General features: G+C 44.8%; 26 protein-coding genes. 12 read left to right on the top strand and 14 right to left on the bottom strand.

Annotated elements, in window-relative coordinates:
• The first annotated feature begins 2 nt into the window (after positions 1 to 2).
• The 5 genes from DWW91_RS25200 to DWW91_RS25180 all read left to right on the top strand — a co-directional run bounded on the left by DWW91_RS25200 (position 3) and on the right by DWW91_RS25180 (position 4,345).
• Complete coding sequence (locus DWW91_RS25200; RefSeq protein ID WP_049702058.1) at positions 3 to 1,076, top strand: AAA family ATPase; 1,074 nt, start codon at positions 3 to 5, stop codon at positions 1,074 to 1,076.
• Between the two features lie 164 nt (positions 1,077 to 1,240).
• Complete coding sequence (locus DWW91_RS25195; RefSeq protein ID WP_049702059.1) at positions 1,241 to 2,206, top strand: toprim domain-containing protein; 966 nt, start codon at positions 1,241 to 1,243, stop codon at positions 2,204 to 2,206.
• A 145-nt stretch (positions 2,207 to 2,351) separates the two neighbouring features.
• Positions 2,352 to 2,735, top strand: coding sequence for a MobC family plasmid mobilization relaxosome protein (locus DWW91_RS25190; protein WP_049702060.1), 384 nt, complete (start codon positions 2,352 to 2,354; stop codon positions 2,733 to 2,735).
• Positions 2,701 to 3,621, top strand: a complete 921-nt coding sequence (locus DWW91_RS25185; protein WP_049702061.1) for a relaxase/mobilization nuclease domain-containing protein — start codon at positions 2,701 to 2,703, stop codon at positions 3,619 to 3,621. The genes DWW91_RS25190 and DWW91_RS25185 overlap by 35 nt, the downstream gene beginning before the upstream one ends.
• Positions 3,622 to 3,625: 4 nt before the next feature.
• Entirely contained in the window at positions 3,626 to 4,345 is a 720-nt protein-coding gene (locus DWW91_RS25180; protein ID WP_122329259.1) for a hypothetical protein, read from the top strand.
• Between the two features lie 52 nt (positions 4,346 to 4,397).
• Here DWW91_RS25180 and DWW91_RS25175 read toward each other — a convergent pair whose 3' ends face one another.
• The 6 genes from DWW91_RS25175 to DWW91_RS28440 all read right to left on the bottom strand — a co-directional run bounded on the left by DWW91_RS25175 (position 4,398) and on the right by DWW91_RS28440 (position 7,380).
• A complete protein-coding gene (locus tag DWW91_RS25175) occupies positions 4,398 to 4,730 on the bottom strand; it encodes a helix-turn-helix domain-containing protein (RefSeq protein WP_008997282.1) in 333 nt (110 codons plus the stop codon).
• Between the two features lie 130 nt (positions 4,731 to 4,860).
• A complete protein-coding gene (locus DWW91_RS25170; RefSeq protein ID WP_008770715.1) occupies positions 4,861 to 5,280 on the bottom strand; it encodes an RteC domain-containing protein in 420 nt (139 codons plus the stop codon).
• A complete protein-coding gene (locus DWW91_RS28215) occupies positions 5,234 to 5,473 on the bottom strand; it encodes a hypothetical protein (protein ID WP_004315356.1) in 240 nt (79 codons plus the stop codon). The genes DWW91_RS25170 and DWW91_RS28215 overlap by 47 nt, the downstream gene beginning before the upstream one ends.
• Before the next feature lie 31 nt (positions 5,474 to 5,504).
• Positions 5,505 to 6,437, bottom strand: a complete 933-nt coding sequence (locus DWW91_RS25160) for a YafY family protein (RefSeq protein WP_004315355.1) — start codon at positions 6,435 to 6,437, stop codon at positions 5,505 to 5,507.
• Positions 6,434 to 7,060, bottom strand: a complete 627-nt coding sequence (locus tag DWW91_RS25155) for a Type 1 glutamine amidotransferase-like domain-containing protein (protein WP_004315354.1) — start codon at positions 7,058 to 7,060, stop codon at positions 6,434 to 6,436. Before DWW91_RS25155 ends, DWW91_RS25160 begins: the two co-directional genes overlap by 4 nt.
• A 125-nt stretch (positions 7,061 to 7,185) precedes the next feature.
• Positions 7,186 to 7,380, bottom strand: coding sequence for a DUF6597 domain-containing transcriptional factor (locus tag DWW91_RS28440; protein ID WP_049702064.1), 195 nt, complete (start codon positions 7,378 to 7,380; stop codon positions 7,186 to 7,188).
• Between the two features lie 516 nt (positions 7,381 to 7,896).
• Between DWW91_RS28440 and DWW91_RS25145 the strand changes: the two genes are divergently transcribed.
• Positions 7,897 to 8,334, top strand: a complete 438-nt coding sequence (locus DWW91_RS25145; protein WP_046146749.1) for a DUF695 domain-containing protein — start codon at positions 7,897 to 7,899, stop codon at positions 8,332 to 8,334.
• On the opposite strand, the gene DWW91_RS25140 is transcribed toward DWW91_RS25145, so the two are convergent.
• Positions 8,331 to 9,644: a hypothetical protein gene (locus DWW91_RS25140; RefSeq protein WP_122329258.1), complete on the bottom strand. Its 1,314-nt coding sequence runs from the start codon at positions 9,642 to 9,644 to the stop codon at positions 8,331 to 8,333. The genes DWW91_RS25145 and DWW91_RS25140 overlap by 4 nt on opposite strands.
• 135 nt (positions 9,645 to 9,779) lie before the next feature.
• Entirely contained in the window at positions 9,780 to 10,193 is a 414-nt protein-coding gene (locus tag DWW91_RS25135) for a DUF5856 family protein (RefSeq protein WP_007652890.1), read from the bottom strand.
• A 144-nt stretch (positions 10,194 to 10,337) separates the two neighbouring features.
• Between DWW91_RS25135 and DWW91_RS25130 the strand changes: the two genes are divergently transcribed.
• A complete protein-coding gene (locus tag DWW91_RS25130) occupies positions 10,338 to 10,706 on the top strand; it encodes a DUF488 domain-containing protein (protein ID WP_122329257.1) in 369 nt (122 codons plus the stop codon).
• A 166-nt stretch (positions 10,707 to 10,872) separates the two neighbouring features.
• On the opposite strand, the gene thrC is transcribed toward DWW91_RS25130, so the two are convergent.
• The 6 genes from thrC to DWW91_RS25100 all read right to left on the bottom strand — a co-directional run bounded on the left by thrC (position 10,873) and on the right by DWW91_RS25100 (position 19,800).
• A complete protein-coding gene (thrC, locus tag DWW91_RS25125) occupies positions 10,873 to 12,186 on the bottom strand; it encodes a threonine synthase (RefSeq protein WP_007652894.1) in 1,314 nt (437 codons plus the stop codon).
• Positions 12,183 to 13,385, bottom strand: coding sequence for a cofactor-independent phosphoglycerate mutase (locus tag DWW91_RS25120; RefSeq protein WP_122329256.1), 1,203 nt, complete (start codon positions 13,383 to 13,385; stop codon positions 12,183 to 12,185). The genes thrC and DWW91_RS25120 overlap by 4 nt, the downstream gene beginning before the upstream one ends.
• Positions 13,386 to 13,413: 28 nt before the next feature.
• A complete protein-coding gene (gene thrA / locus DWW91_RS25115; protein WP_007652897.1) occupies positions 13,414 to 15,855 on the bottom strand; it encodes a bifunctional aspartate kinase/homoserine dehydrogenase I in 2,442 nt (813 codons plus the stop codon).
• A gap of 351 nt (positions 15,856 to 16,206) precedes the next feature.
• A complete protein-coding gene (locus tag DWW91_RS25110) occupies positions 16,207 to 17,769 on the bottom strand; it encodes a DHA2 family efflux MFS transporter permease subunit (RefSeq protein ID WP_122329255.1) in 1,563 nt (520 codons plus the stop codon).
• Complete coding sequence (locus tag DWW91_RS25105) at positions 17,769 to 18,788, bottom strand: HlyD family secretion protein (RefSeq protein WP_007652899.1); 1,020 nt, start codon at positions 18,786 to 18,788, stop codon at positions 17,769 to 17,771. Before DWW91_RS25105 ends, DWW91_RS25110 begins: the two co-directional genes overlap by 1 nt.
• Before the next feature lie 91 nt (positions 18,789 to 18,879).
• Positions 18,880 to 19,800, bottom strand: coding sequence for a DMT family transporter (locus DWW91_RS25100; protein ID WP_007652900.1), 921 nt, complete (start codon positions 19,798 to 19,800; stop codon positions 18,880 to 18,882).
• Positions 19,801 to 20,190: 390 nt separating this feature from the next.
• On the opposite strand from DWW91_RS25100, the gene DWW91_RS25095 reads away from it, so the two are divergent.
• The 5 genes from DWW91_RS25095 (at position 20,191) to DWW91_RS25075 (ending at position 25,216) form a co-directional block, all read left to right on the top strand.
• The gene (locus DWW91_RS25095; RefSeq protein WP_007652907.1) at positions 20,191 to 20,964 is read left to right on the top strand and encodes a DNA-binding domain-containing protein; all 774 of its coding nucleotides are present in this window, start codon (positions 20,191 to 20,193) and stop codon (positions 20,962 to 20,964) included.
• A gap of 233 nt (positions 20,965 to 21,197) precedes the next feature.
• Positions 21,198 to 21,446, top strand: a complete 249-nt coding sequence (locus DWW91_RS25090; RefSeq protein WP_122329254.1) for a hypothetical protein — start codon at positions 21,198 to 21,200, stop codon at positions 21,444 to 21,446.
• Positions 21,443 to 21,775, top strand: coding sequence for a type II toxin-antitoxin system RelE/ParE family toxin (locus tag DWW91_RS28435; protein WP_122329253.1), 333 nt, complete (start codon positions 21,443 to 21,445; stop codon positions 21,773 to 21,775). The genes DWW91_RS25090 and DWW91_RS28435 overlap by 4 nt, the downstream gene beginning before the upstream one ends.
• Before the next feature lie 37 nt (positions 21,776 to 21,812).
• Positions 21,813 to 22,550 (top strand): copper homeostasis protein CutC, encoded by a 738-nt coding sequence (locus tag DWW91_RS25080; protein WP_122329276.1) that lies wholly within the window; start codon positions 21,813 to 21,815, stop codon positions 22,548 to 22,550.
• Between the two features lie 8 nt (positions 22,551 to 22,558).
• A complete protein-coding gene (locus DWW91_RS25075) occupies positions 22,559 to 25,216 on the top strand; it encodes a DUF5916 domain-containing protein (protein ID WP_122329252.1) in 2,658 nt (885 codons plus the stop codon).
• Positions 25,217 to 25,224: the final 8 nt, after the last annotated feature.

Raw genomic sequence — 25,224 nt, 5'->3', positions numbered from 1 at the left:
CTATGGAAAATAGAAAAGCGACAGAAGCCGGGCAGGATGTCACCATGCAGAAAGAGGATTTTGCAGCCCTTTGGAAAACCATCCATCTAAAGGTGACGGACACTTACGAAGTGCCGCCCGAAATACTCTGGGTGAACGGCTCTACCATTGGCACGCTGGGTAATTTCAGCGCATCCACAGGAAAAGCCAAGAGCAAAAAGACATTCAACATTTCCGCCATCGTTGCGGCAGCGTTGAAGAATGACGAGGTACTGAAGTATTCGGCATATCTGCCACCGAACAAGCGGAAAATCCTCTATGTAGATACCGAGCAGAGCAAATACCATTGCCATAAGGTCATGGAGCGTATTTTGCGACTTGCCGGACTGCCTACCGACAAGGACAGGGACGATTTTGTTTTCATCGTGCTAAGGGAGCAGACCCCCGACAAGCGGAAACAGATTATCGGCTATATGCTTGAAAATATGCCCGATGTGGGGTTGCTCATCATTGACGGAATCCGTGACTTGATGTATGACATCAACAGCCCCAGCGAATCAACCGACCTAATCAACCTCTTGATGCGCTGGTCAAGCGGATATAACCTGCATATCCACACTGTACTGCATTTGAATAAGGGGGATGACAACACAAGGGGGCATATCGGTACGGAACTGAACAACAAGGCTGAAACCGTCCTGCAAATCACGAAAAGCCAGCAGGACGGCAACATAAGCGAGGTAAAGGCGATGCACATACGTGACCGGGAATTTGACCCGTTCGCATTCCGTATCAATGACAACGCTTTACCCGAAATCGTGGATGATTATGTATTCCAACAACCTAAGCAGGACAGGAACTTTTCGCTTGCGGAACTGACTGAACGGCAACACCGGGAAGCGTTGGAGAACGGTTTCGGCAAGCAGGTGGTACAAGGCTATTCCAATGTCATAGCGGCATTGAAACAGGGTTATGCGAGTATCGGTTACGAGCGTGGACGCAATGTTCTTGTGTCGCTTAACAAGTTTCTTGTGAACAAGCGCATGATTGTGAAAGAGGGCAAGGGCTACCGCTATAATCCCGATTTCCATTATTAAAAGTCAGTTTGGTTTAGTCCGGGTGTATATATAAGAGGAACGGACTTACTATTTCCCTGTATCGGAACAGGCAGGTTTAGTATGGTACGGGTGTATATATAACGGACTAAACAGGACTGGCGCACTTTTCAACTATTTTTTTTATCCCCAAAAAAGAAAATGTTATGAACATCGAAGATGTGAAACAAATACCCATCGCAGACTATCTGCACAGTTTAGGTTACTCTCCTGTCAAGCAGCAGGGTAACGGTTTATGGTACAAATCACCGTTAAGGGAGGAACACGAACCGTCTTTCAAGGTGAACACTGACCGCAACCTTTGGTATGACTTTGGCGCAGGCAAGGGCGGTAACATCATCGCACTGGCAAAGGAACTCTATTGTTCCGACAGCCTGCCATACCTTTTAAACCGGATAGCGGAACAGACACCGCACGTCCGTCCGGTCAGTTTTTCTTTTCCCCAGCGTAGGACAGAACCGAGCTTCCAGCATTTGGAAGTCCGTGACCTTACCCATCCGGCATTGCTCCGTTACTTGCAGGGACGGGGTATCAATGTCGAACTGGCAAAAAGAGAATGTAAGGAACTCCATTTTACCAATAATGGCAGACCGTTCTTTGCTATCGGTTTCCCGAACATGGCAGGAGGTTACGAGGTTCGCAATTCCTTTTTCAAAGGCTGCATCGCCCCGAAAGACATCACCCATATACGGCAGCAGGGAGAGCCGAGGGAGAAGTGTTTGGTGTTCGAGGGTTTCATGGACTACCTCTCTTTCCTTACGCTCCGCATGAGGAACTGTCCGACCATACCCGACCTTGACAGGCAGGATTATGCCATTCTTAACTCTACCGCCAATGTGTCGAAAGCCATTGACGTGCTGTACCCGTATGAACGCATCCACTGTATGCTTGACAATGACAAGGCTGGATATGAAGCGACACGGGCTATCGAATTGGAATACCCCTACCGTGTGCGTGACTTCTCGCACAATTATAGGGGATATTCGGACTTGAACGATTATCTGTGCGGCAGGAAGCAGGAACAGAAAAACGCAGCCAGCCAAGTGCAGGAAACGAAGCAGGAAACCGGACAACGTGCCGCCCCAAGACAAAAGAGAGGCAGGGGCATTTAATCCGGCAGGACTACCAACGGCTGGCGGTTTATTTGGAGAGCAAGGTTATGTTTCGGTAAACCGAAACTACCTTGCTTTGCTCACCGCAAAGAAAATTTCTCCCGTTGGTCGCAATTTTTAAGATACCATTTAAATGTAAAAACCTATGACGAATATAAAGGATAAGCCGGGGGGACGTCCGGCAAAGAAACGGATAGAGAAGCAGCAACGGGTTGTCAGTACGAAACTGACCGAGTTGCAGTATTACGCCATCAGAAAGCGAGCCGGGGAAGCTGGGTTACGTGTCAGTGAGTATGTAAGGCAGGCGGTTGTTTCGGTAGAGGTCATACCCCGGCTGAACAGGCAGGATGCGGACACCATCCGCAAACTGGCAGGGGAAGCCAACAACATCAACCAGTTGGCGCACCGGGCGAATGCCGGAGGTTTCGCACTGGTGGCGGTGGAACTGGTGAAGCTCAAAAACCGGATTATTGAAATCATAAACCATTTGTCAGATGATTGGAAAAATAAAAAAGGGAAGCGGGTTTAAGGGCTGTGTGAACTATGTGCTTGGCAAGGAGCAGGCGGTTTTGCTTCATGCGGACGGGGTTCTGACTGAAAGCCGGGGAGATATAATCCACAGCTTCTGTATGCAGACCGGGATGAATCCCGACTTGAAAAAGCCTGTCGGACATATTGCGTTGAGTTATTCGGCAGTGGATGCGCCCAAATTGACAGATGGGAAGATGGTACAGCTTGCGCAGGAGTATATGCGTGAAATGAAAATCACCGATACGCAGTATATCATCGTGCGCCATCAAGACCGGGAACACCCACATGTGCATATCGTGTTCAACCGCATAGACAATAACGGCAAGACCATTTCGGACAGGAACGACATGTATCGTAACGAACAGGTATGCAAGAAGCTGAAAGCCAAACACGGGCTTTATTTCGCCGAGGGAAAAGAGCAGGTGAAGCAGCACCGATTGAAAGAGCCGGACAAATCAAAATACGAGATTTACACGGCTGTGAAAAATGAAATCGGCAAATCCCGTAACTGGCAGCAGTTGCAGCACAGGTTAGCGGAAAAGGGTATCACTATCCAGTTCAAACGAAAGGGACAGACTGACGAGATACAGGGCATATCCTTTTCCAAAGGCGAATACACGTTCAAGGGGTCGGAGATAGACCGCAGTTTCAGTTTTTCCAAACTGGATAAATGTTTCGGGGATGCAGGAATGAATGTTGCCGAAAGCCAACGGCAAACAACTTTCGCACCCGTTCGGGAACAAGCACCTGCACCGGACAAGGCTGACAGTCCGTTGATAACAGGTTCACTCGGTCTGTTTTCTGCTTCTTCTCCCCCAGTGGATGAAGAACCTAATTTTAATTTGAGAAAGAAGAAGAAAAAGAAAAAACAACTTAAACAGTAAAGACATGGAAGATAATTTGATTTTAGAGGGGCTTCTCTCTATGGTTACGGAACTGAAAGAGAAGCAGGAAGCACAGGCAACGCCAGCCAGTCGGGAGGAAACTCTCGAACGGCTGGGAGCAATCGAACAAGCGTTGTCGGAACTGCACAGTAATTCGGCTGTTCCCGAAGAAAAGTTGCGGGTTATTCAAAGCCAACTTGACGACATAAGGAGCAGGATGCAAGGTCAGCAGAAGAACATAGAGGACACCAAGAAAATAACATTGGAAACCTACCGTTGTTTCAAGGTAATGATTGATACTTTGGGCTCTTGCAAGACGGATAAAGAGGAAGCTACGCCCTTACCGTTCTATCAACGGATTTACAACAAGGTCGCTTCTTGGATTCGTCCGGGATTGTTTGTTTTTTCGGCAGTGCTGGTCGTCTGTTCCGTTTCCATATTCTTGAATGTCCGTTTGGCTGAACGTATGCAGCAGTTGCAGGACAACGATATAAAATACCGCTATTTGCTGATGCAAGGACAGGCAGACGGGGAAACTTTTGATATGCTGGAAAACAAGTTCAAGTGGCAACGGGATAACGGTTTTATCCGAAGTTTGACCGATTCAGTGATGGATTTTGAATATCGCATCCAAAAGCAGGCGGAAGCACTGGAACGTGCAAGGCTGTTGAATGAGCAAGCCGAACAGCTAAAGAAAGAAGCCGATAAGTTGGGTAAGCCATAAACGGGGAAAGTCGGAACAGATGAAGTACATTCACCGTTCCGGCTTTTCAGATTCACTTCTTTTTCTTCGTACAGTGTTCTTTCTCGAACTGGCGTAGCGTGGTGACGCTGAACCGTTCTTTAATAAACTCCCGGACATCGGAAGCCTTGTAATACACTTTTCCGCTGATAGTGAAGTAAGGCAGCGCACCGATAGCCCGGTAGCGTTGCAGAGTTTTGATACTTACTTTGAATAATAAACACAAGTCTTGATTATCCAATAGGTTGTCATCTTCGGGTAGTACCTTGTCCGCATTGCGTAGTACCCGTACATCCTTGCAGAGTTCTTCCAGCTTGGCGTACAGCTTCTGCATCCATACGCTGAAATCGTCATTGTCTATATACATGATTGCTTCATTTTTCTGATTATACATTCTTGTCTGTCAATCAATTGATGAAGCAAAGTTCAGAAAATAGGCGCAAAGAAATTACGGGGGAACTAATGGAATCCCCTATAAATAAATCATAAGTCACTGATTATCTATATCCTTTCTTGTCATGTTCCTTTTTGATAAGTTCTACCAATCCATTAAGAAACCCGGTCAGTTTGCCCGGCTTTCGTTTTATCACGTCCTCATGTTTTTGGTAACAGTCGCCTATCTTGATGTTGAACAGCCATTCAAAGGCTTTCGCCAAGTCCACCAAGTAGGCGGGCTTGCCGTTCTGATACACGATGTTTTTGGAGAGGAACAGACCGCTTACCATTTCCATGATGTTGATAAGGGTTGTCTTGTCTGCGAGATAGAGAGGGGAAAGGGGCTGTTTGTTGATACGTTGCTGTAGCTGTTCCGGGTATTTGATGCGCCACTCGATAAGGCGTATTTCAGTGTTCAAAAGTCCTATCGCTTCATCAATTAGATGCAGATGGGGCATTTTTTTCTTGCTCAAACCGTACACGATACGATTTAAGACGGTGCAAACCAAAGGAAAAATAACGTAGTAAAACGTTGTAATCCTGCTCATTGATACTAAAATTGGCTACATGGGTCGCCAATTCTTCGATAGCTTCTGCAAATTCAGATGCAGACACTTTACGTTGTGAGCATTCCGACAATAAGCGGAAAAATCTTTGGTCGAATATTTTTTTCATTGAGTCGATTAAAAATACTATTTGACAGCAATCAAATAGAAATGTTATTGATAATATTTTTAACTTCATATTTTAAAGAATCTGGTCTTATTATAGTTGCACTATCTGCAAAAGACAGATACCAATGTGCAAACTTACTGATTGAAAATGTTAGAAAATGAAGTTCAAACATATCCCCTATCTCTTTCTCAGATGTTAATCCGTAATAATATTTATCATCATTCATTATGGAGGTTTTATTCTTTTCTATTCTTATAACGATTTCATGTAATTTTTCTTTATCATAAAACTCGCGTATGAATTTTTCCAAAGGAGGATGCTCCCGTGATTGTAATTCATTAAGAATGTGCATTTTTTGAATTCTATCTATCCGAAATGTAAGATAGATTTCTTTGGGAAGATAAAAGCCTATTAGATACCAGTTAGTTCTCGAAAAGAAAATTCCAACAGCTTCAATCTTTCGTTCTGAAACACTTAACGCATTACTTCCCAAATAAGATATTTCAATAATTCTTTTTTGGTATATACTTTGTAAAATAAGTAAAAGAATATCAGGTTTATAGGTAGATGATTTATAAGTATCCAATACAGACATGCACTTTTCCATTGTTTCTAACATATTTTTGTCTGCAAAACGCATGACAGACCTAATCTTTTCTATTCCAGACTTATAATGTTCGTTGCTATTTGAATCAGTTAGTTCATGTACTAATTTCTCTGCAATCAAAAAGGACAAAGCCTCTTTTTGAGTAAACATTAGAGGAGATAATTTGAATCCTTCTGCAAGTGAATAACCAATACCGGGATTTCCTATGATAGGAATGCCTGCCTCTTCCAATGTTCTTATATCTCGATATACAGTGCGAATGCTTATATTAAAACGTTCTGAAATTTGCTGTGCTTTCACTAACGAGTGCGATTGTAACTGAATCAATATAGCAGAAATACGGTCTATTCTATTCATTTTGCATCTTTAATTTGAATATTTGAATCTTCAATAATAACAGCTTGTTTATTACTTATAGGAATAAGCTGCAACTTCTCATTATATAGTTGAACTATCTTTTCACCTTTTTTCTTGAATGGAAAATTTCCATAATGGGGAATCGTATAAAAATCGACCAAATCTAAAGAAGTACAGTCTTTCAATTCAGGAGCCTTTTCTATTGGATCAAAATTCACACTTCTCATATATTCTGCATCGGGAGAGGCTATTATTGCTCCGGCAGATTCCCCAATATACAGTTTACCCAATTTCACTTGTTTAGATATAATTTTATCAACACCTTTTCTTTTTAACTCTTGCAAAAGGAAAAATGTATTTCCACCTGTTATGTAGATATAATCGCATTTATGTAATATAGAAGATATTTCCTCTTTGGGCAGTTGGGTAATCTCGACTTCTTCAACAATCATTCCTGCTTCTTCTAAAGCCTTTTTCCCCTTTTTTACATAGAATCGTATTGGTTCTGTAAGGCTTGCAGTTGGTATAAAAGCTATAATTTTCCCTTGCAAATCTTCTTTGGCACAATCGACAAATAGATTAGCAACATCAGCAAATGATGAGCATAAAAATAATCTTTTCATATTCTATAATATTAAGTTGAATACTTTTTGATACAAAGATAGCGTCTTCTATGACAGCCCTATGTCAGTAAGTCTAAATATTGAAGAGTTTTTTTCATCAAAACAATCCATTATTGAAATTTACCCTATTTGTAATGTGGCTGCGTTCCCTTATGAAAAGAAGAAATAATTTTGTTCCCTTTATGAAAAACAAGTGCTACACAACCTGCCGGGATAGAACGTTGAAAGCCTTGCTTTACATCATCTATCCTTAAAAACCAATATTGCTTTATATAAGGAGCGAGCAATTTGGTAGGTTGTATTACTTGAATTTTCTCCATTCTGTTTTAATTATCAAACAAAAGTAAGATTTCTTAGATAGATATTAGGTGTAAAAAAGGGACATTCTAATTAAAACATCCAAATATCTGTTGCCTAAATCATTCAAAGTTCTCTGCATTGGAAGATATGTCATAGATAAGTTGAAAAAGTTATTATAAACACAAGTTTAGTTTGTGTTTTTGTCTATATATCCAAAACGGACTAAACTAATTTCTATTGACAGCAAATTATATATGCTGGCGAAAAGAAAAACAGTATTCTTCTTTTCGCCAGTTTTGCTTTTATGGTTAGAGAGCTTTTGTTACCTTTGCACATGAAGCCCACCGCAAAGCGATTTCTTCGTTTTTTTGTTACTATTTTGTTACCCACTATTAGTAATAGGTGGGCTTTTGCTTTGATAATCAGAGTTATATTATGCTGTATGTATAATATGTGGCAGAATATATTTAATAGCTGGCAGCTGTGGAAGAAACGGAAAAATGATTCTAAAATGTAAATAACAAAGAATAAAATATATGAGATTAAGTAATGAATGGTTCACAGCCTTGTCGGAAGACGAAGACGGGCATTTGGTAACAGTAAGCGGACGCGATGAACTGACGGAATTTATCCAGTCCGGTAAATTCAAGGAACGTGTTGAAATAACCTGGAAATATGAAGGGGATGAGAAAGGAATGCCCATAGACGTACTTGCCGAACAGATGGAGAATGTACAGGAAACTTTACGCAAAGCCATGGAAAAAGATAAACTCTCCATCCTTACCGCTGTTTATACTGGGGCAGGAGAGAAGATATGGGTTTTCTACACCCGTACAGTCCGCGTTTTCGGCGAACGTCTGAACGAGGCACTCGCTCCGTTCGATCTGTTACCTATTTCTATTTATACGGAAGTCGATCCCGAATGGGAAGAGTATCTGGATATGTATGAGATGAAGCAGTGGGCTCTCGATTAAGGCGTGTTTAGCTCTTTTCTGACTAACCAGCTGCCGATGCGCGATTCGGAAATTCCTTCTTTCAACCGATAGCTACAAATGAAACGGTCGTCTTTTATTTCAGATTCCATGTAGTTGAACTGACATGTTTTTTCTGTATAAAAGGCTTCCGCAAGTTCTATGATATGGGTGGAAAGAAGGAATTTGCTTTGCGGATATTTTTTCAGCAGATTGAGAACGATGACCGAAGCCTCATAGGCATCGCGGGCATTTGTTCCCCGGAAGAGTTCGTCGAACACGATGAAATAAGCATCCTCCTCCTTTACTTTTTCCAGTATGCTTTTGATACGTAATACTTCCGCATAGAAATGGCTTTCTCCTCTTTTTAAAGAATCCGGTAAATTGATGGAAGTAAAAATACCCTTATATACCGGGCAACGCATATAAGTTGCCGGTACCGGTAATCCGGCGTGAGCCAACCAAATAACCGACGATAACGCTTTCAGAGTTGTCGATTTGCCAGCCATATTGGAACCTGTGAAAATATTGATATGTTTTTCCTCCAAATGCCAGTCATTACGTACGGCTTGCGGCAAAGCCGGATGGAAAAAGTTGTGTATGACCAACTCTGTGTCGCCGGAATGTAATTCCGGGTAACAAAATCCTTTCTCTTTAGCTATTTGATGCGCAGAACGAAAGGCGTCCAATTCGTATACAATATCAAGTATCCCCTGTACAGCGATTTTTCCCCTATTGCGGAAAATGTAGTCGAACTGGTCGATTTCGTAACAAGTTAATCTGGTTTCCCTGTTCGGGATTGAAGCGAAAACATTGCTGTCCACATAGGAGCGTATCATCCGGAGCGTTTGCTTGATAATGTCCGGTTGTGCGGACTCTTCTATGGGAGATGAGATCTGGCGTAATTCCCGGATCAATTCACATAAATATAAGCATCCACGGCTTTTAATATAGTTCCACGGATTTTTCTGCAATTTGTTTTTTAACCATTGGTAGTAGGAGAGGACGCCTAATACGGTTGTGGGGGACGGCTCATTATAATTCAGGTAATATTCGATGAAGTCCAGGGTGTTCCCGTCTATTTCGAAGCTGGGTATTCCACCGGCGCGAATGGATTCGATGCGGTAGTGGAGTGTTTGGATATTGTTAACAGGATGGGTAACCCAGTTTTGGAGTACGTTACGGCCGCCTTTAGACTGAGTCTTGGTATAAATACCGGTCAGATCAAATTCTCCGTAGGGATTTTGCGTAACGCATAAGTCATTACGGGTCTGTATATCTGTTTCGAGTTTCTTTGTTCCTGTCTGTCCCATTGGACAAAGATAGTTTTGTTTATGAAACTAAAGATACTCCGGGGTAAAAAAATACAAAAGGAGTTGTCTTTGAAAACAACTCCTCCGTGTAAATATATAAACTCTAAAAAATAACTGGCAGATCACCAGGTAATGCTATTGCAATCTGACTAATCTGTAAAGTAATTGCTGGATTGCTTCCTGATAGTCGTCGATAATGGATTGTGAGAATGCTTCAGGGAACAGGTCTCTGTGTTTTTCTACGTAGTTGTAGAAATCTGATGCATGTTTTACGATGTCTTTCGGAGTTTTGGTTTCCGGGATGGCAATCTGGAGGTCGCCTACCAAGGCGAATGTTGTTTCAGTGATTCTGTCGATCACGTCCAGCAAGGAGGCGATGGCTTCATCTAATGCCATATGTTTAGCATAACTGCCGGTTCCGGTTACGCTCCAGTGAAAAAGTTTGAGACTACTGTTGAATGAGAAAAGTTCTCCGATAAATGTTGCGATCTCTTTATTGGAAGTGCGGGTCGCTTTTTCTTTTTGTTCTGATTTTACTGTTGTACTCATAATTTTGTTTATTTATGTTTTGTACTTAATAAACATCATAGGCAACAGGAAAGTTTACGGGAATATTAGAAAATATTTGAAGATGATTTATGGTAACAATAAGGTTGTAAAAGCTGTTTATAAATGGAATATGGATAAATAATTATGACACAGATAAAATTGAAACGGATATATGAAGATCCGGAGCCAACGGATGGTTACAGGGTCTTTGTGGATCGGCTATGGCCCAGAGGTATGAAAAAGGAAGCGGCACATTTCGATTTGTGGGAAAAAGATGTAACTCCCTCTCCAGAACTTCGAAAGTGGTTTCATCAGGCACCCGATGAAAGGTGGAATGAGTTTGCCGCATTGTATAGCAAAGAGCTGAACGGTTCGGAGGCAGCAAGGGTATTTGTGGAGAAGATCAGTCAATATCCGATCGTCACGTTGCTATATGCTTCTAAGAGTCCGGACCATAATCATGCGCTTATTTTGAAAAAGTACCTGGAGGAGCTGATGGTTGGCGATAGGTAATGTGTCATCTGTACTGTACGGAGGGTAGGAAGCGTGCTACATCGGGATGCTCCCTACTGGTAGGTACACTCTGTACCTATTGGTAGGTACAGGTTGTCCCTAGGGATAGGGACGCAACGTACCTACCGCTAGGGACAATCTCTATACCGGACGGAACAGGCTATGATTACTGTGTGATCAGGTAAGCCTTGAACGCTTTGAAGTCTTTGCTGAGTTCGACACTTTGTTTCGTCCCTTTCATAAAGGATTGTAACTTGGCCGGAATTTCAATGTCTGCATCGAGGATACGGTCGACGGTTCCTTTGAACTTCGCCGGATGGGCAGTTTCAAGGAAGAGGCCGGTTTCGTCAGATTCGAGTGCATATTGTATCAAAGCCTGATAGCCGCAGGCACCGTGCGGGTCAAGTAGATAGCCATCGTTTTCATATACATATCTGATGGTGTATTCGATTTCTTCGTCGGTGAAACGGTAGCCGGTGATGTGTTGGCATATTTCATGATGTTTGTCGCCGTAGATATCGAATAAATCCATGATGCGGGCAAAGTTGCTCGGGTCGCCGACATCCATCGCGTTAGCTATCGTGGCTACGGAAGGACGCGGGGTGTAAACGCCTGTTCTCAGATATTCAAGGAATACGTCGTTGCGGTTGTTGGCAGCGATGAAGCGTTTAACGGGCAGTCCCATCCAGTTGGCAAAAAGACCGGCGGTGATATTTCCGAAGTTCCCGCTGGGAACGGAGATGACCAGGTTATCGGCTTTGCCGAGCTTATCCAGTTGTGCGTAGGCATTGAAATAATAGAATGATTGCGGGAGGAAGCGGGCCACGTTGATGGAATTGGCTGATGTCAGTTTCATGTGGCGGTTCAGTTCGTCATCCATGAAAGCCGATTTTACCAACGCCTGGCAATCGTCGAAAGTCCCGTCTATCTCAAGGGCGGTGATATTCTGCCCCAGTGTTGTGAACTGGCATTCCTGGATAGGACTGACTTTTCCCTTGGGATAAAGAACATACACGTGGATACCCGGTACACCTAGAAAACCGTTGGCAACGGCACTTCCCGTATCTCCCGAAGTGGCAACCAGTACGTTAACCTGTTTCAGTCCTTCTTTTTGGATGAAATATCCCAGCAGACGGGCCATGAAGCGTCCGCCGACATCCTTAAAGGCCAGTGTCGGACCGTGGAAAAGTTCAAGGCTGTAAATATTTTCAGAGACGTTTACCACAGGGGTATCGAACGATAAAGTATCTTTTACGATTTCATTCAACGTTTCCGTTTCGATGTCTTCACCGAAAAAAGCCTGTGCAACCGTACAAGCTATTTCGTGGAAAGACTGATTTTTCATATTGTTGATTGTGCCCTCATCCAAACGGACGATACGTTCGGGCATATACAATCCCTTGTCACCGGCAAGGCCTTTTACTACGGCTTCTTCCAGGGTGGCGAGGGGAGCTTGTTTGTTTGTGCTGTAATATTTCATAATAATTCTTTTATAAATTCATCTTTTTCCAAAACTCCATATTTACCGTTCAGGACACTGAACTCGTCGAAGCAGGTCACTGCATCAGGCTCTTGTCCGGGTTTGTAGATCAGGAAGGGGACGGGGGTATTGGTGTGTGTACGAATCGAACAGGGAGTCGGGTGGTCGGGAAGTACGGCAATGGCAACCGGTTCGTCCCATGTCTGCAACTCTTCATAGATAATGCGAATGGCCCGTTTATCCAGATATTCGATTGTTTTTATTTTGAGGTCTACGTCTCCTTCGTGTCCGGCTTCATCACTGGCTTCGACGTGGAGGTAGACGAAATCATTTGTTTTCAGTGCTTCGAGGGCGGCATGCGCTTTGCCTTCGTAGTTGGTATCATATAATCCGGTGGCGCCTTCCACGCTGATAACTTCAAGACCGGCATAAACGCCGATGCCGCGAATCAGGTCGACGGCCGAAATAACGGCCCCTTTATTGAAACCGTACATCTCCTGCATGGTCTGCATGGCAGGACGATAACCGGGCGACCAGGGCCAGATACTGTTTGCCGGGTCTTTTCCGGCTGCCATACGTTTGCGGTTGACGGGATGGTCTTTCAATATTTCCTGGGATTTCAGAATCAAGTCATTCAATAAGTCGGCAGTCTCTTGTGCTTCCGGCACTTCCGGTTTGATCATCAGCGGGCGGAAGGGGTGGAGGGGAACATCGTGGGGCGGCGTGCAATCCAGCCGTTTGTCGCCTCCTTTGATAACCAAAAGGTGACGGTAGGAGACACCAGTGTAGAATTTTACTTTGTCGGAGCCTAATTTCTCGTTGAGGAATTGTATTAACTCGTCGGCTTCTTCGGTGGATATATGGCCGGCCGAATGGTTTTTTAGGATATCTCCTTCAACACAAATAAGGTTGCAGCGCATCGCCATTTCACCCGGTTGAAGGGTGACACCGATGCTTGCAGCTTCCAGTACGCCACGTCCTTCGTATACTTTCGGCAGGTCGTATCCTAATACGGCCATGTTGGCAACTTCGCTGCCCGGATGGAACCCGTCGGCAACCGTTTTCATTTGTCCGGTAACACCCAATGCAGCCAGCTTATCCATATAAGGGGTATCTGCATATTGCATGGGAGTCTTACCTCCAAGTGCCTCAATGGGTTCATCGGCCATGCCGTCGCCCAGGATTATTATACTTTTCATTTCGTATTAACTTAATTCATTCCTTTTCTTACCGAATATTGGCTATAGAGATTATATCGGCGAATACACCAGCAGCCGTTACATCGGCTCCGGCTCCGTAGCCTTTTATTATCATGGGATACTCGTGGTATCTTTCGGTGGAAATCATGATGATGTTGTTGCTGCCTTCCAGTTCGTAGAACGGATGATGGCTGTCGACTGTTTGCAGGCCGATTTCGCAAACACCTTTATCCATTTTGGCAACGAAGCGGAAACGTTTGCCTTCGGCTTCCAGTTGCTGGCGTTTGTTTTCGAATTCGGCATCCAGTTCTTTCACTTTGCACCAGAAATCGTCGAGCGAACCTTCGAAATATTTATCCGGCACGAACAAGTTGCGTTTTACATCTTCCTGCTCCACTTTGTAACCGGCTTCACGCGCCAGGATGACGAGTTTACGCAATACGTCTTTTCCACTCAGGTCGATGCGGGGGTCGGGTTCCGAGTAACCTTCCTCTTTTGCCATCAGGATTGCCTTGCTGAAAGGTATATCGGCACTCAGCGTATTGAATATATAATTTAATGTACCGGAAAGAACAGCTTCCAGTTTCAGGATATGGTCGCCACTGTTTCTCAGGTCGTTCATCGTATTGATGATAGGCAGTCCGGCTCCGACGTTCGTTTCGAACAGGAACTTGACGCCACGGTGGCGGGCCGTTTCTTTCAGTTTGATATAATTGCTGTAAGAGGACGAGGCGGCTACTTTATTGGCGGCTACCACTGAAACGTTGTTGTTGAGCAGCGTTTCATACAGGTCGGAGACAGCCGGGGTTGCCGTACAATCCACAAATACGGAGTTGAAGATATTCATTTTCAGAATCTCTTCTTTCAGATGTTCGGGAGAACTCTCTTCGCCGTTCTTTTTCAGTTCGTCGATACAGTTTTCCAGGTTCAGTCCTTCACGAAGGAAAAGGGCACGTTTACTGTTGGCGATACCGACAACATTCAATTTCAGGCCGTTTTGTTCCATCAGTTTAGGTTGCTGGATACGGATTTGTTCCAGTAAGTTACCGCCTACCGTTCCGACACCTGCAATGAACAGGTTCAACACCTTATATTGTGACAGAAAAAATGAATCATGGATAGAGTTCAGTGCCTTGCGCAGATATTTGTGCTTGATAACAAATGATATGTTTGTTTCGGAAGCACCTTGTGCACAGGCAATCACGCTGATACCGGCACTGCCCAGCGTACCGAACAGCTTACCGGCAATACCTGGCGTACGTTTCATGTTTTCACCGACGATGGCGACTGTTGCCAGGTCTTTTTCGGCCACCGTATCGTTCATATCACCCTGGGCGCGTTCCAATGCGAACTCTTCATCCAGCACCTGCACGGCCAGGTCGGCATCGGCATTGCGGACAGCGAAAGTCGTATTGTTTTCGGAACTGGCCTGTGATACCATAAATACGCTGATACCGCTTTTTGCCAATGTCTTAAAGATACGGTAGTTTACACCGATCACACCAACCATGCCCAGTCCCTGAACGGTAATCAGGCAGGTGTCGTTGATAGAGGAAATACCTTTGATGATGGCTTTCCCTTCTTCTTTTACCTTTTCCTTGGAAATATAAGTACCCGGCGCTTCCGGATTGAATGTGTTCAGGATACGGATCGGAATATTCTTATGATATACCGGATAAATTGTCGGCGGATAGATGACCTTGGCTCCGAAGTTACACAACTCCATCGCTTCGGTAAACGTCAGCCGGTCGATTACATAGGCTGAACTGATGACGCGCGGGTCGGCAGTCATGAAACCGTCTACGTCCGTCCATATTTCCAAAACGTTGGCATCGAGCGCAGTAGCCAGGATAGAGGCAGTATAGTCGGAACCGCCACGTCCCAGGTTCGTTACTTCTCCGTTTTCCGTACTGGAAGAGATAAAGCCGGGAACCAGCGATACTTTAGGTAGCGGGTTGAAAGTCTCTTTAATGAGCTGGTTTGTCTGTTCGAAATCAACGATATGTTTGTTGAACTGCTTGAGCGTTTTGATAAACTTACGGGAATCGAACAGCTTGGCATCTTCAATGACATTCGACACGATGAGTGAAGAAATGCGTTCGCCGTAACTGACGATTGTGTCGGAAGTCTTGGCAGACAGGTCGTTGATAAGGTACACACCTTTGAAGATATTACCCAGTTCGTCCAGCAGGCTCATGACCTTTTTCTGCACTTCGATGCGCTGCATCTTATCGGGGATAACACCCTGAATCACATCCAGGTGACGTGTTATGATTTCGGAGAACTCCCTTTCGTATCCGACATCCCCTTTGGCAGCCATGGATGAGGTTGCCAGCAACTTATCCGTGATGCCGCCCAATGCAGATACGACAACGATTACAGGCTCTTCAATAGCCTCTACTATCTTCTTAACACTCAAAATACTATTCACGGAACCTACGGATGTTCCGCCGAATTTCAATACTTTCATCGGTATGTATTATTTTAATTGACAGCTGACGGTTGACAACTGACAATATATTTGTAACTAAATTAATTGATAAAAAGAACCGGAAAGAACCGGCATAAAGGATGCAATACAAATGATTGCAACAATGCAGGACGTGGCCGCTGCTCTTGTTTATTTGTAAATTCTAACCCCCCAAGGGGTCATCAATGCCCATGTATAATATGCTATACCTGCAATCATTCTTTTACTTTTCTAGTTTTCATATCTTATTGCAGGGGCAATATTACACATTATTTTTCAAATGCAAGCATTTTTTCAGTAGAAAGTGATAAAATAGTGGAAAGTTGATAGGAAAAGAGGGTATGATGATTACTATTGTTTATTTATTTTGCCCTTTTTCACCTGCCGTAACCAGAACACCGGGAGCAGACAAAGCAAGGTGACGATGAATGCGATATAGAAATCATCGTTGATGCCGCCTATGTATGCTTCTAGTTCGAGACGTTTGATTATTAGCTGTTCGGCGAGTGATTTGGCTGTCTCTTCGGTGGTGCCGGTTGTCTGTAAGGCGAAGAAACTCAGTTTATCTATTGTCTGGTGATATATCTTACCAGTATAATTTAATGCTTCGCTGTAGCGTTGGGTATGGTAACTGGTGCGTTGGGTAAGCATATGGCTGAAGATGGCGACACCGAAACTGCCGCCCATTTGGCGGACGATATTGGTGATACTCGATGCTTGTGCCATTTGTACGACACTGATACGGGCTAATGATAAAGTTAATAATGGCGTGAAAAGTATCCCCATGCCGATGCCGCGAAGATAGAGGCTCATCATGATATACCATTTTTCGGTCAGGAAGGAGAGGAAGATGTTGAGATAGAAACTGAGTGCCATCAGGATCAGTCCGCCTGCAATCAGTATTTTAGGGTTTATCTTCTGCCCCAGTGCTCCGGCAGTGGGAGAACAAAATCCCTGGATGATTCCTACGGGAATAAAGAACATGCCGGCCTGGAGGGCTGAATATCCCAGATTGTTCTGCAAATAAAGGGGAATCAGGAAAGTGCTTCCGAACATGCCGACCCCGAAGATGAACATCATCACGTTTGCCAGGGTGAAATTGCGGTCTTTGAATATACGCAGGTTGATTAACGGATGCTTCACCGTCAGTTCGATATAAATAAAGAGTATGAACATAAGTGCGGAAATCCACATCGAGCCTAATACGACAGGACTGTTCCAGCCTTGTGTGTTGGTAGACGAATTGACTTCCGATAACCCGTACATGAACAGAGGCAGGAAGATGCCGGAAGTGATGAATCCCGGAATATCGAAAGGCTGTACTGTCTCCGCCTTATATTCTTTTTGCAGGATGGCTGTTACAAAGAGAGCGAGAGCCCCGACCGGTACATTTACATAAAATATATAGTTCCAGTTCAGATTGTCGACCAGATAACCGCCGATGGAAGGACCGAACGAGACGGATGCTGCCGAAGCGATGGCCCAGAAACCGAGTGCCGTTCCCCGCTGCTCCGGAGGAAAAACATTGCTGACAATCGCCATTCCGACAGGCATGATTGCTCCGCATCCAAGGCCTTCGATTACACGCCAGAAAATAAGTTCTTCGATCGAGGTGGAGTTTCCGCACATGAACGAACCGAAAGTAAATACCAATAAAGAAAGGAAATAAATCCGTTTGTATCCGAACCGGTCGGACAGCCAGGCGGCTGCGGGAAGGATGCTCGCAATAGCCAGCATATATCCTGTCAGAACCCATTCGGCAGTGTTGATACTGGCACCGAGCGTCCCCATGATAGCCGGAAGTCCGGTGTTCACGACGGTGGAGTCGAGCACGGCCATAAATGTCCCGATCATGATGTTGCCCAACACCAGCCATTTGTAGGCATTATCATTTGTATTTCCGTTCTTACCCATTATTGCTTCTTGATAATCTTAACGGTTGCGGACATGCCTGATACCAGTTTCGGCATCCGGGTATTTTCTTTTCCTTTTTTTACCTGGTCGACGGAGACTTTTATCGGGATGCGCTGGGCAACTTTGGTATAATTGCCGGAAGCATTATTAGGAGGGATCAATGAAAACTCCGAAGCTGTGTTTGTACCTATATAGAATATCTTTCCGGAAAAGGTGAGTCCGGGGTAGGCGTCCAGCGTGAAATCGGCTTTCTGTCCGAGGCGGAGCGTCCGGAACTTGGTCTCCTCCAGATAAACGGCTACCCAAAGGTCTTTCCCTTCATTGATTGTAAAGAGTGTCTGTCCGGGTTGAACCATGTCACCCGGAAGCGACCACCGTTTGGCAATCACGCCGTCGACCGGAGCTGTGATGCGATAATATCCCAATGAAACACGGGTGGATTCTATCGCTGCATCAGCTGAGGCGATTGCCGCTTCACCGGATGTGATCTGTGCCCGTGAGACCTTGATCTGATCTTTGGCTACTTCTACTTTTATGCCTGTACTTTTCCAGGAGTCTTCCGCATCTTGGAATGTTTCCTGCGAAACGGCATTGGTGCTGTATAGTTTTTGGTCACGTAGATAGTTCACTTCTGCCTGATGGTAAGCGATTTCTGCCAGTTGGAGGTTCTTGATGGCAGTGTTGAGATTCTCTTTTTCCAGTTTCAGGTTGGCTATCGTCTGTTCACGGCGGGCAATGGTTTCCTGTAACTCTGCAACGATACCGCTGCTGTCAAGTTCGGCAAGGAGCATGCCGGCTTTGACCGTATCGCCTTCCCAGGCATATTGCCTGACCATCGGTCCCATGACCTGTGATGCGACGCTTACCCGGTAACTGTCAAGGTTGGCGTCATCAGTCGAAATATATTTGCGATAGTTCCACCACCATAGAAAGGCAATAATGACGGCGATAACCAATATGGCAATAAGCCATATCATACTTTTGTTGGGTGTTTTGTTAGAAGTACTTACACTATCCATAGTTGTGACGTATATTTTTCTGCTTAAAACAAATAAAATATATAAAGGTTCTGGCTATAAAGGTGATTAACAAGTTTGTACAAAAGCTTTTTCAACGGCTTTCCTTTTCCAAATCTGCCCGGCTCTTACTTTGTGTAACCAGATAAACCCCGGTAAAAACAAGGACTGCCGATAATACTTTTTGTAAAGAGAATGTGTCTTGCCCTATCATGACCGCAATCAGTGAAGCAATAATCGGTTGTATATAATTATACATGCTCACTGTTGTCGGACGGATGCGTTTCAGCGACATAGGTATTAATAAATAAGGAATGAATGTCGCACCGATCAGTACGAAACTGATGGCTCCAAGCTCTTGCATATTGAGTGTTTCCCGCTGGAAAGCAGGGGTATCGAGAACATGTCGATAAGTAAAAGGCAATAATACCAACGTGGAAAAAAGAAACATCCATTTCATCATCGTTACCGCTGAATAACGTAAACTCAACGGTTTGGATAAAACGAGGTAGATGGAATATACGAAAGCACTGACGATGATCATCAGATTACCTTCCAGACTGCTGGCTTGCCCCGTAGCATGTGTGGATGCCAGGATCAAAGATATCCCCCCGATGCATCCCATCAATACGCCCAAGGCTTTCATCTTGGTGATCGGCTCTTTCAGGATAACGGCTGCCAGTAGCATGACGAAGATAGGGACGCCTGTTGCGATGATGGAAGCATCCACCGGCGAGGTTCGGTTCAGCCCTACAATAAACAGTCCCTGATTGATGCCTACCCCGCACATGGCGCAGATAAAAAGCAGTCCCAGGTCTTTTATCGTTACCTTTTCCCGTTTGATAAATAACGAAGTTAACCAAAACAACAGGCAGGCAGACCCCATCCGCATGATGGTAAGCGCCTCGGGTTGCACATGGGAAGGTAACAGATATTTGGATATGGGCATATTGATAGCAAACAATATATTTGTTATCAAAATCAATATATGGCCCTTTAGTTTTTCTGAGTTCATCGTCTTGCTGCTTTACTGAACGCAAATGTAATCATAATACTTACACAGCCATTATTATTGGACATACATATGTAAAACAAGCCAGTTTTTAAATTATGTGGCTATATGTTTTTTTATCTTATCAAGGAAATTGATAAAACCGGGAATACATAAGTAAAACAATAGGGTTGGCCGGATAATGCAAATACCACAAGTTACAGTACACCGCAGCCGGCCATGGAAACAGGTTGCCCGCAATCCAAATATGGTGCCCGTTGCATCAAAGACCTCCCTGCCAAGTAAAATAAACGGCAATACATAGCAGCGGAACCGAAGATTTGAATATCTTTGTTTCTGCTGACTGTTTTTTAGCAGTAGCATACTATTATTAATATTTAAACTTAAATCAGAATGGCAGTTTACGAATTTTTCTGGAAGATCTGGCTACGGCTCAATCTTCTTACCAAAGATGTGGATAACGACTATACAGCCGAAGTTTCCACCATGAAAAACACCTTTCGCAACGAAGACATCGCCCGTGCCATCGTTGTGGAAGGCAGTGAAATCAAATTCGACACCATGTTGTCGATCATCAATCAACACGACCGTATTATCCGCGAAAAGGTACAGCAAGGCTACAGCGTACTGACCGAAACCTGCCAGTTCACTCCCCGCGTTAGTGGCAGCTGGATCACGGCAAAAGACCAGTTCGACCCGGCCCGCCATAAAATAACGCTCGACATAACGCTTTCCAGCCAGATGCGCGAAGCGTTGACAAAAGTCGGCGTCGAAGTGCTGGGCGTAAAAGACAGCGGAGCCGGTATCAACCGCGTTACCGACGGTGCGACAGGCGCAGTAGACAGCACGATCACTATCGGCGACACGATCGATATCGAAGGAGATAAAGTTCGCATAGCCGGTGATGCGGAAGGAGTAGGCGTTTTCTTTATCGACGCTTCCGGCGCCGTTACACAGGCCACCGGACGCCTGCGCCGCAACGATCCGAAATTCGTACAGATACAGGTTCCCGCCACCCTGTCGAAAGGCACGCAATATACGTTGCGCATTGTGACACAGTACACTACGGGTACCGGCCTGCTGAAAGAACCCCGTACCATCGAATTCGAACGCCCGCTTACTACTTCCGGCGACGGGGGAGGCGGCGACAGGCCCGAAATAGAATAGCGTCCTCTCTTTATGAGAAAATTTGCACAAAGGCTTTGTGGCGCCCGTCACAAGGCCTTTGTGCTGTACGTCACAAGGTCGTTGTGGTGGGCGGCACAAGGTCATTGTGAAAGCCGGCAGGTCGTACAGGTGAAACAACGCCGTGCTCTTATCTGTAATTAAGAGGGAAAATGATTGTTGTTAGATGCAAAAAAACTATCTTTGTATCTATCTAAAAAGTAGGAGGATTGAATATGACAGCATTTGAATTAGAAGCTCGTAAAACCGAACTTATCCGGGAAATACTTAACATTGATAATAGTGAAGTATTGGATAGAGTACGGCGAGAACTTCGTAAATGGCTATCCGTTAGTGAAAATGTACCTTGTTCCTATACGCTGGACGAAGTAAAACAACGACTCGAACAAACGGAGTCAGATGCAATAGCTGGGATTGGCATTAAGGGAGATGAAGCTGATCTGATAATAGATAGAATGCTATGAATCTTATATGGCATCCTTTGGCTTTAGATGATCTTGCTCAGATTATAGGATATTGCCGTCATAATTTGGGGATGCAAACTGCTAAAAGAGTAAGGACTAAATATCGATCGGATATAAATTTATTAAAGACACAACCTTATTTGGGGTTTGTAGAACCTTTATTAAAGGATGTTGGTTCGTTGGAATATCATTCATTAATAATAGATTGTACAAAAGTTATATATACTATTCACCCCGAATACGTCTATATACATATACTATGGAATTGTCGTCGTCAGCCGGAGCGTCTTTGTTCTGAAATAGAGAATCGTACCTTTGTATCATTATAATTAATGTATGGAAGAAAACAAACATAAAGACAAACCTATGAAACCAACCCGTATAATCGAGATATGTGCCAACTCGGCACAAAGTTGTGTAGAGGCCGAAGCCGGAGGAGCTAAGCGTGTGGAGCTTTGCGCCGGTATCCCTGAAGGGGGAACGACTCCCAGTTATGGTGAAATTAAAACAGCGCAGGCATTGACTTCTACCATTGATATAAATGTCATTATCCGTCCGCGTGGCGGCGATTTTCTGTATACTCCGGCGGAGATAGATGCTATGCTGCTGGATATTGAATTATGTAAACAACTGAAAGTACACGGCGTCGTTTTCGGATGCCTCACTAAAGAGGGAGATATAGATGTTCCGTTGATGCGCAGACTGATGGAGGCTGCCAAACCGTTGTCGGTAACCTGCCACCGGGCATTTGATGTCTGCCGTGACCCGTTTGCGGCACTGGAACAACTGATTGAACTCGGATGCGACCGTATCCTGACTTCCGGCCAGCAATCGGATGCCGTTAAAGGTATTCCTCTGATTGCCGAATTGGTGAAGCGTGCTGACGGACGCATCATTATCATGCCGGGATGCGGTGTCCGTGAAAACAATATCGCGAAACTCGAAGCGGAAACAGGAGCGAAGGAGTTTCATACTTCCGCCCGTAGCATCGTTTACAGTAAAATGGAGTACCGGAATGAAAATGTGCCGATGGGAAGCAGTATTGTCTCTTCGGAGTTTGAAACGGTAGAAACCGACCGGAATAAAGTGGCTGCTTATTTGTAACTGATGAGATGAAATACCGATTGTCCTTTGTTGCCTTGTTGTTGTCTTGTGCCCTGGGTAAGGCGCAACAAGATTCTATTGTCCCTTTTGAAGCGGCATATAAACGTGTTTATAATATAACGAAAGTGACAGGGGCGAAGCCGGTTATGGATGGGCGCCTGGATGAAGATTTCTGGACGAAGCAGGGCGAGTGGTCCGACCGTTTTGTTCAGATTATTCCTTATGAACGGCAAATGCCGGATGCGCCTACCCGTGTGAAACTATTCTATGACAATAAGTATATCTATGTCGGTGTCTATTGTAAGGAAAGCCATCCGAAAAAGATGAACCGCTTTATCGGCAACCGCGACGATAACAGCATGGGCGACCTTATCAGTGTTGCCTTTGATACGTATCATGATTACCGGGCCGCTCCGGAGTTTAATATCAATCTGGGGGGAAACAAGACTGACCTGGTCGTGACCGATAAGCTGAATGTCAATTTAAGCTGGAATGCCGTATGGGAAGGGAAGACTCATATTGACATGGCTGATTCCAGTTGGACGGCGGAATTGCGTATCCCGTTCAGCCAATTACGATATAACCAGCATTCCGATGATGGCATCTGGGGACTTCATGTCCGCCGTATCAGACGTCAGAATAATGAGGTTCAGAACTGGAGCATGATTCCTCTGAAGAATAACGGACATGTCTTTTCTTTCGGAGAGATGCACGGGATGGACGATTTGCCGAAGCCTCGTGGCATCGAATTTCTCCCGTATGTGATGGGAAAATACCGGAATGAACCGAAGGTTGCCGGAAGCCCTTATCAGAAAGGACATAGCTGGGGTGGCAATGTCGGCCTGGATGCGAAGTTCGCCCTTTCGGATTTTACGCTGGACCTGACGGTCAATCCGGACTACGGCCAGGTGGAACTGGACCCTTCGGTGATGAACCTGACGGCTTACGAAACATTTTATGACGAGAAACGTCCTTTCTTCCTGGAGGGAAAACATATCCTTGATTTTGCCAATGGCAGTGACATGATGTTTTATACCCGTCGTATCGGTGCCGCTCCCTCATATACTCCACAGGGAATCGACAATATCAACAGTTTTGCAGACAGCAAAGACAATGTTCCTATCATCGGTGCCCTGAAGCTGACCGGGACAAACAGACGCGGAGTGACAGTAGGCGTGGTGCAGAGCGTAACGGCTCGTTCTTCCGCTAACGTGACCCGTAACGGGGTTGAAGATGTTGAAGTCGTGGAGCCGCTGACAAATTATACAGTAGCCCGCGTACAGAAAAACTGGAAAGGAAATAGCCTGCTTGGAGGAATGGTCGCATCCGTCAATCGGGCATTGGACCAGCCTTATCTGGAAGACTTTATGGTTCGTAACGCTTTTACGGCAGGAATAGATTTTACCCAGTATTTCAAGAACCGTCTTTATTATATAGATGTAAAGGGAATGTTCAGTTCCCTGAACGGAAGCAAAGAGGCGATAGCTGTCCGGCAAACCAGTCCGGTTCATTATTATCAGCGTGCATCGGCATCCGGTTATCTGGGAGTGGACCCTGACCGCCGTTCTCTGAACGGAACCGGCGGTTATGTGAAAGTCGGACGGAAGGGAAATGCCAAGTGGGCTTTCTCGGAAACTTTTAGCTGGTCGTCTCCCGGTTTCGACCTGAATGACATGGGGTATATGAAAGAAGCGGATAACCGGACGAATGAAACGGAAGTGGTGTACCGCCAAACGGATATCTGGAAGTTATTCCGTTATAATGCCTTTACGTTTACCCAGAAAAACCAGTGGAATTATGGGGGAACTCCTTTCAGCAACGATGTCGCCCTTCGCTGGCAGAGTATGACAATGAGCCGTTATGAAATGGATATGAAGGAAACTTTCGTCTGGAATCGGTTGGATAGCCGTTTGCTTCGCGGAGGCTGGGATATGCGGTTGAATCCTTATTTCCAGACTTCGGTTAAAGTGAATACGGATAAGGCAAAGCGGATGATGTTCATGTTGAAATATGAAGGAAATCATAATCTGGACGGGTATAACCGTTTTAATACGTTGTCACCCAGCCTGACTTTCCGCTTAGGAAATCATGTGTATTTGTCGGGGCAGGTGGATTATGCCTGGAATACGGACAATATGCAGTATGTCGGAACATTAACGGCATCGGCATCTCCCGCTCAGACCGACCCTTCGCTGATCTATCTGATGGGGCACATGGACCAGAAAACGTATGGCCTGACAATGCGTTTGCAGGTCAATCTCACTCCGGATATCTCCATACAGTTCTATGGTTCCCCGTTTACCTCGACTGCGAAGTTCTCTGATTTTAAAGAGGCAGCGGATACGGAATCCCGTACGTATGACAAACGTTTCCATCTCTTTTCCGGAGATGAAATCGGTTATTCGGACGGAAGCTATCATCTAAAAAGTGGGGGACGAGAAGCATCCTTCAGGAATCCGGACTTTAGTTTTAATGAGTTCCGTTCCAACCTGGTGGCCCGTTGGGAATATTTGCCGGGTTCTACGATCTATTTTGTCTGGGAGCATCGCATGTCCAACCAGGACAACCACCGGGTGACAGGCTGGGGGAATAACCTGGACCGTATGTTCGGCCTTCCGGCAACGAATACTTTTATGCTGAAGATGAATTACTGGTTCAATTTGTAACCGGATTA

This window comes from Parabacteroides sp. AF17-3 (genome assembly GCF_003635445.1).
Classification (GTDB): domain Bacteria; phylum Bacteroidota; class Bacteroidia; order Bacteroidales; family Tannerellaceae; genus Parabacteroides; species Parabacteroides goldsteinii.
The sequence above is the reverse complement of the archived record's forward strand: the minus strand, read 5'-3'. Positions and strand labels throughout refer to the sequence as shown.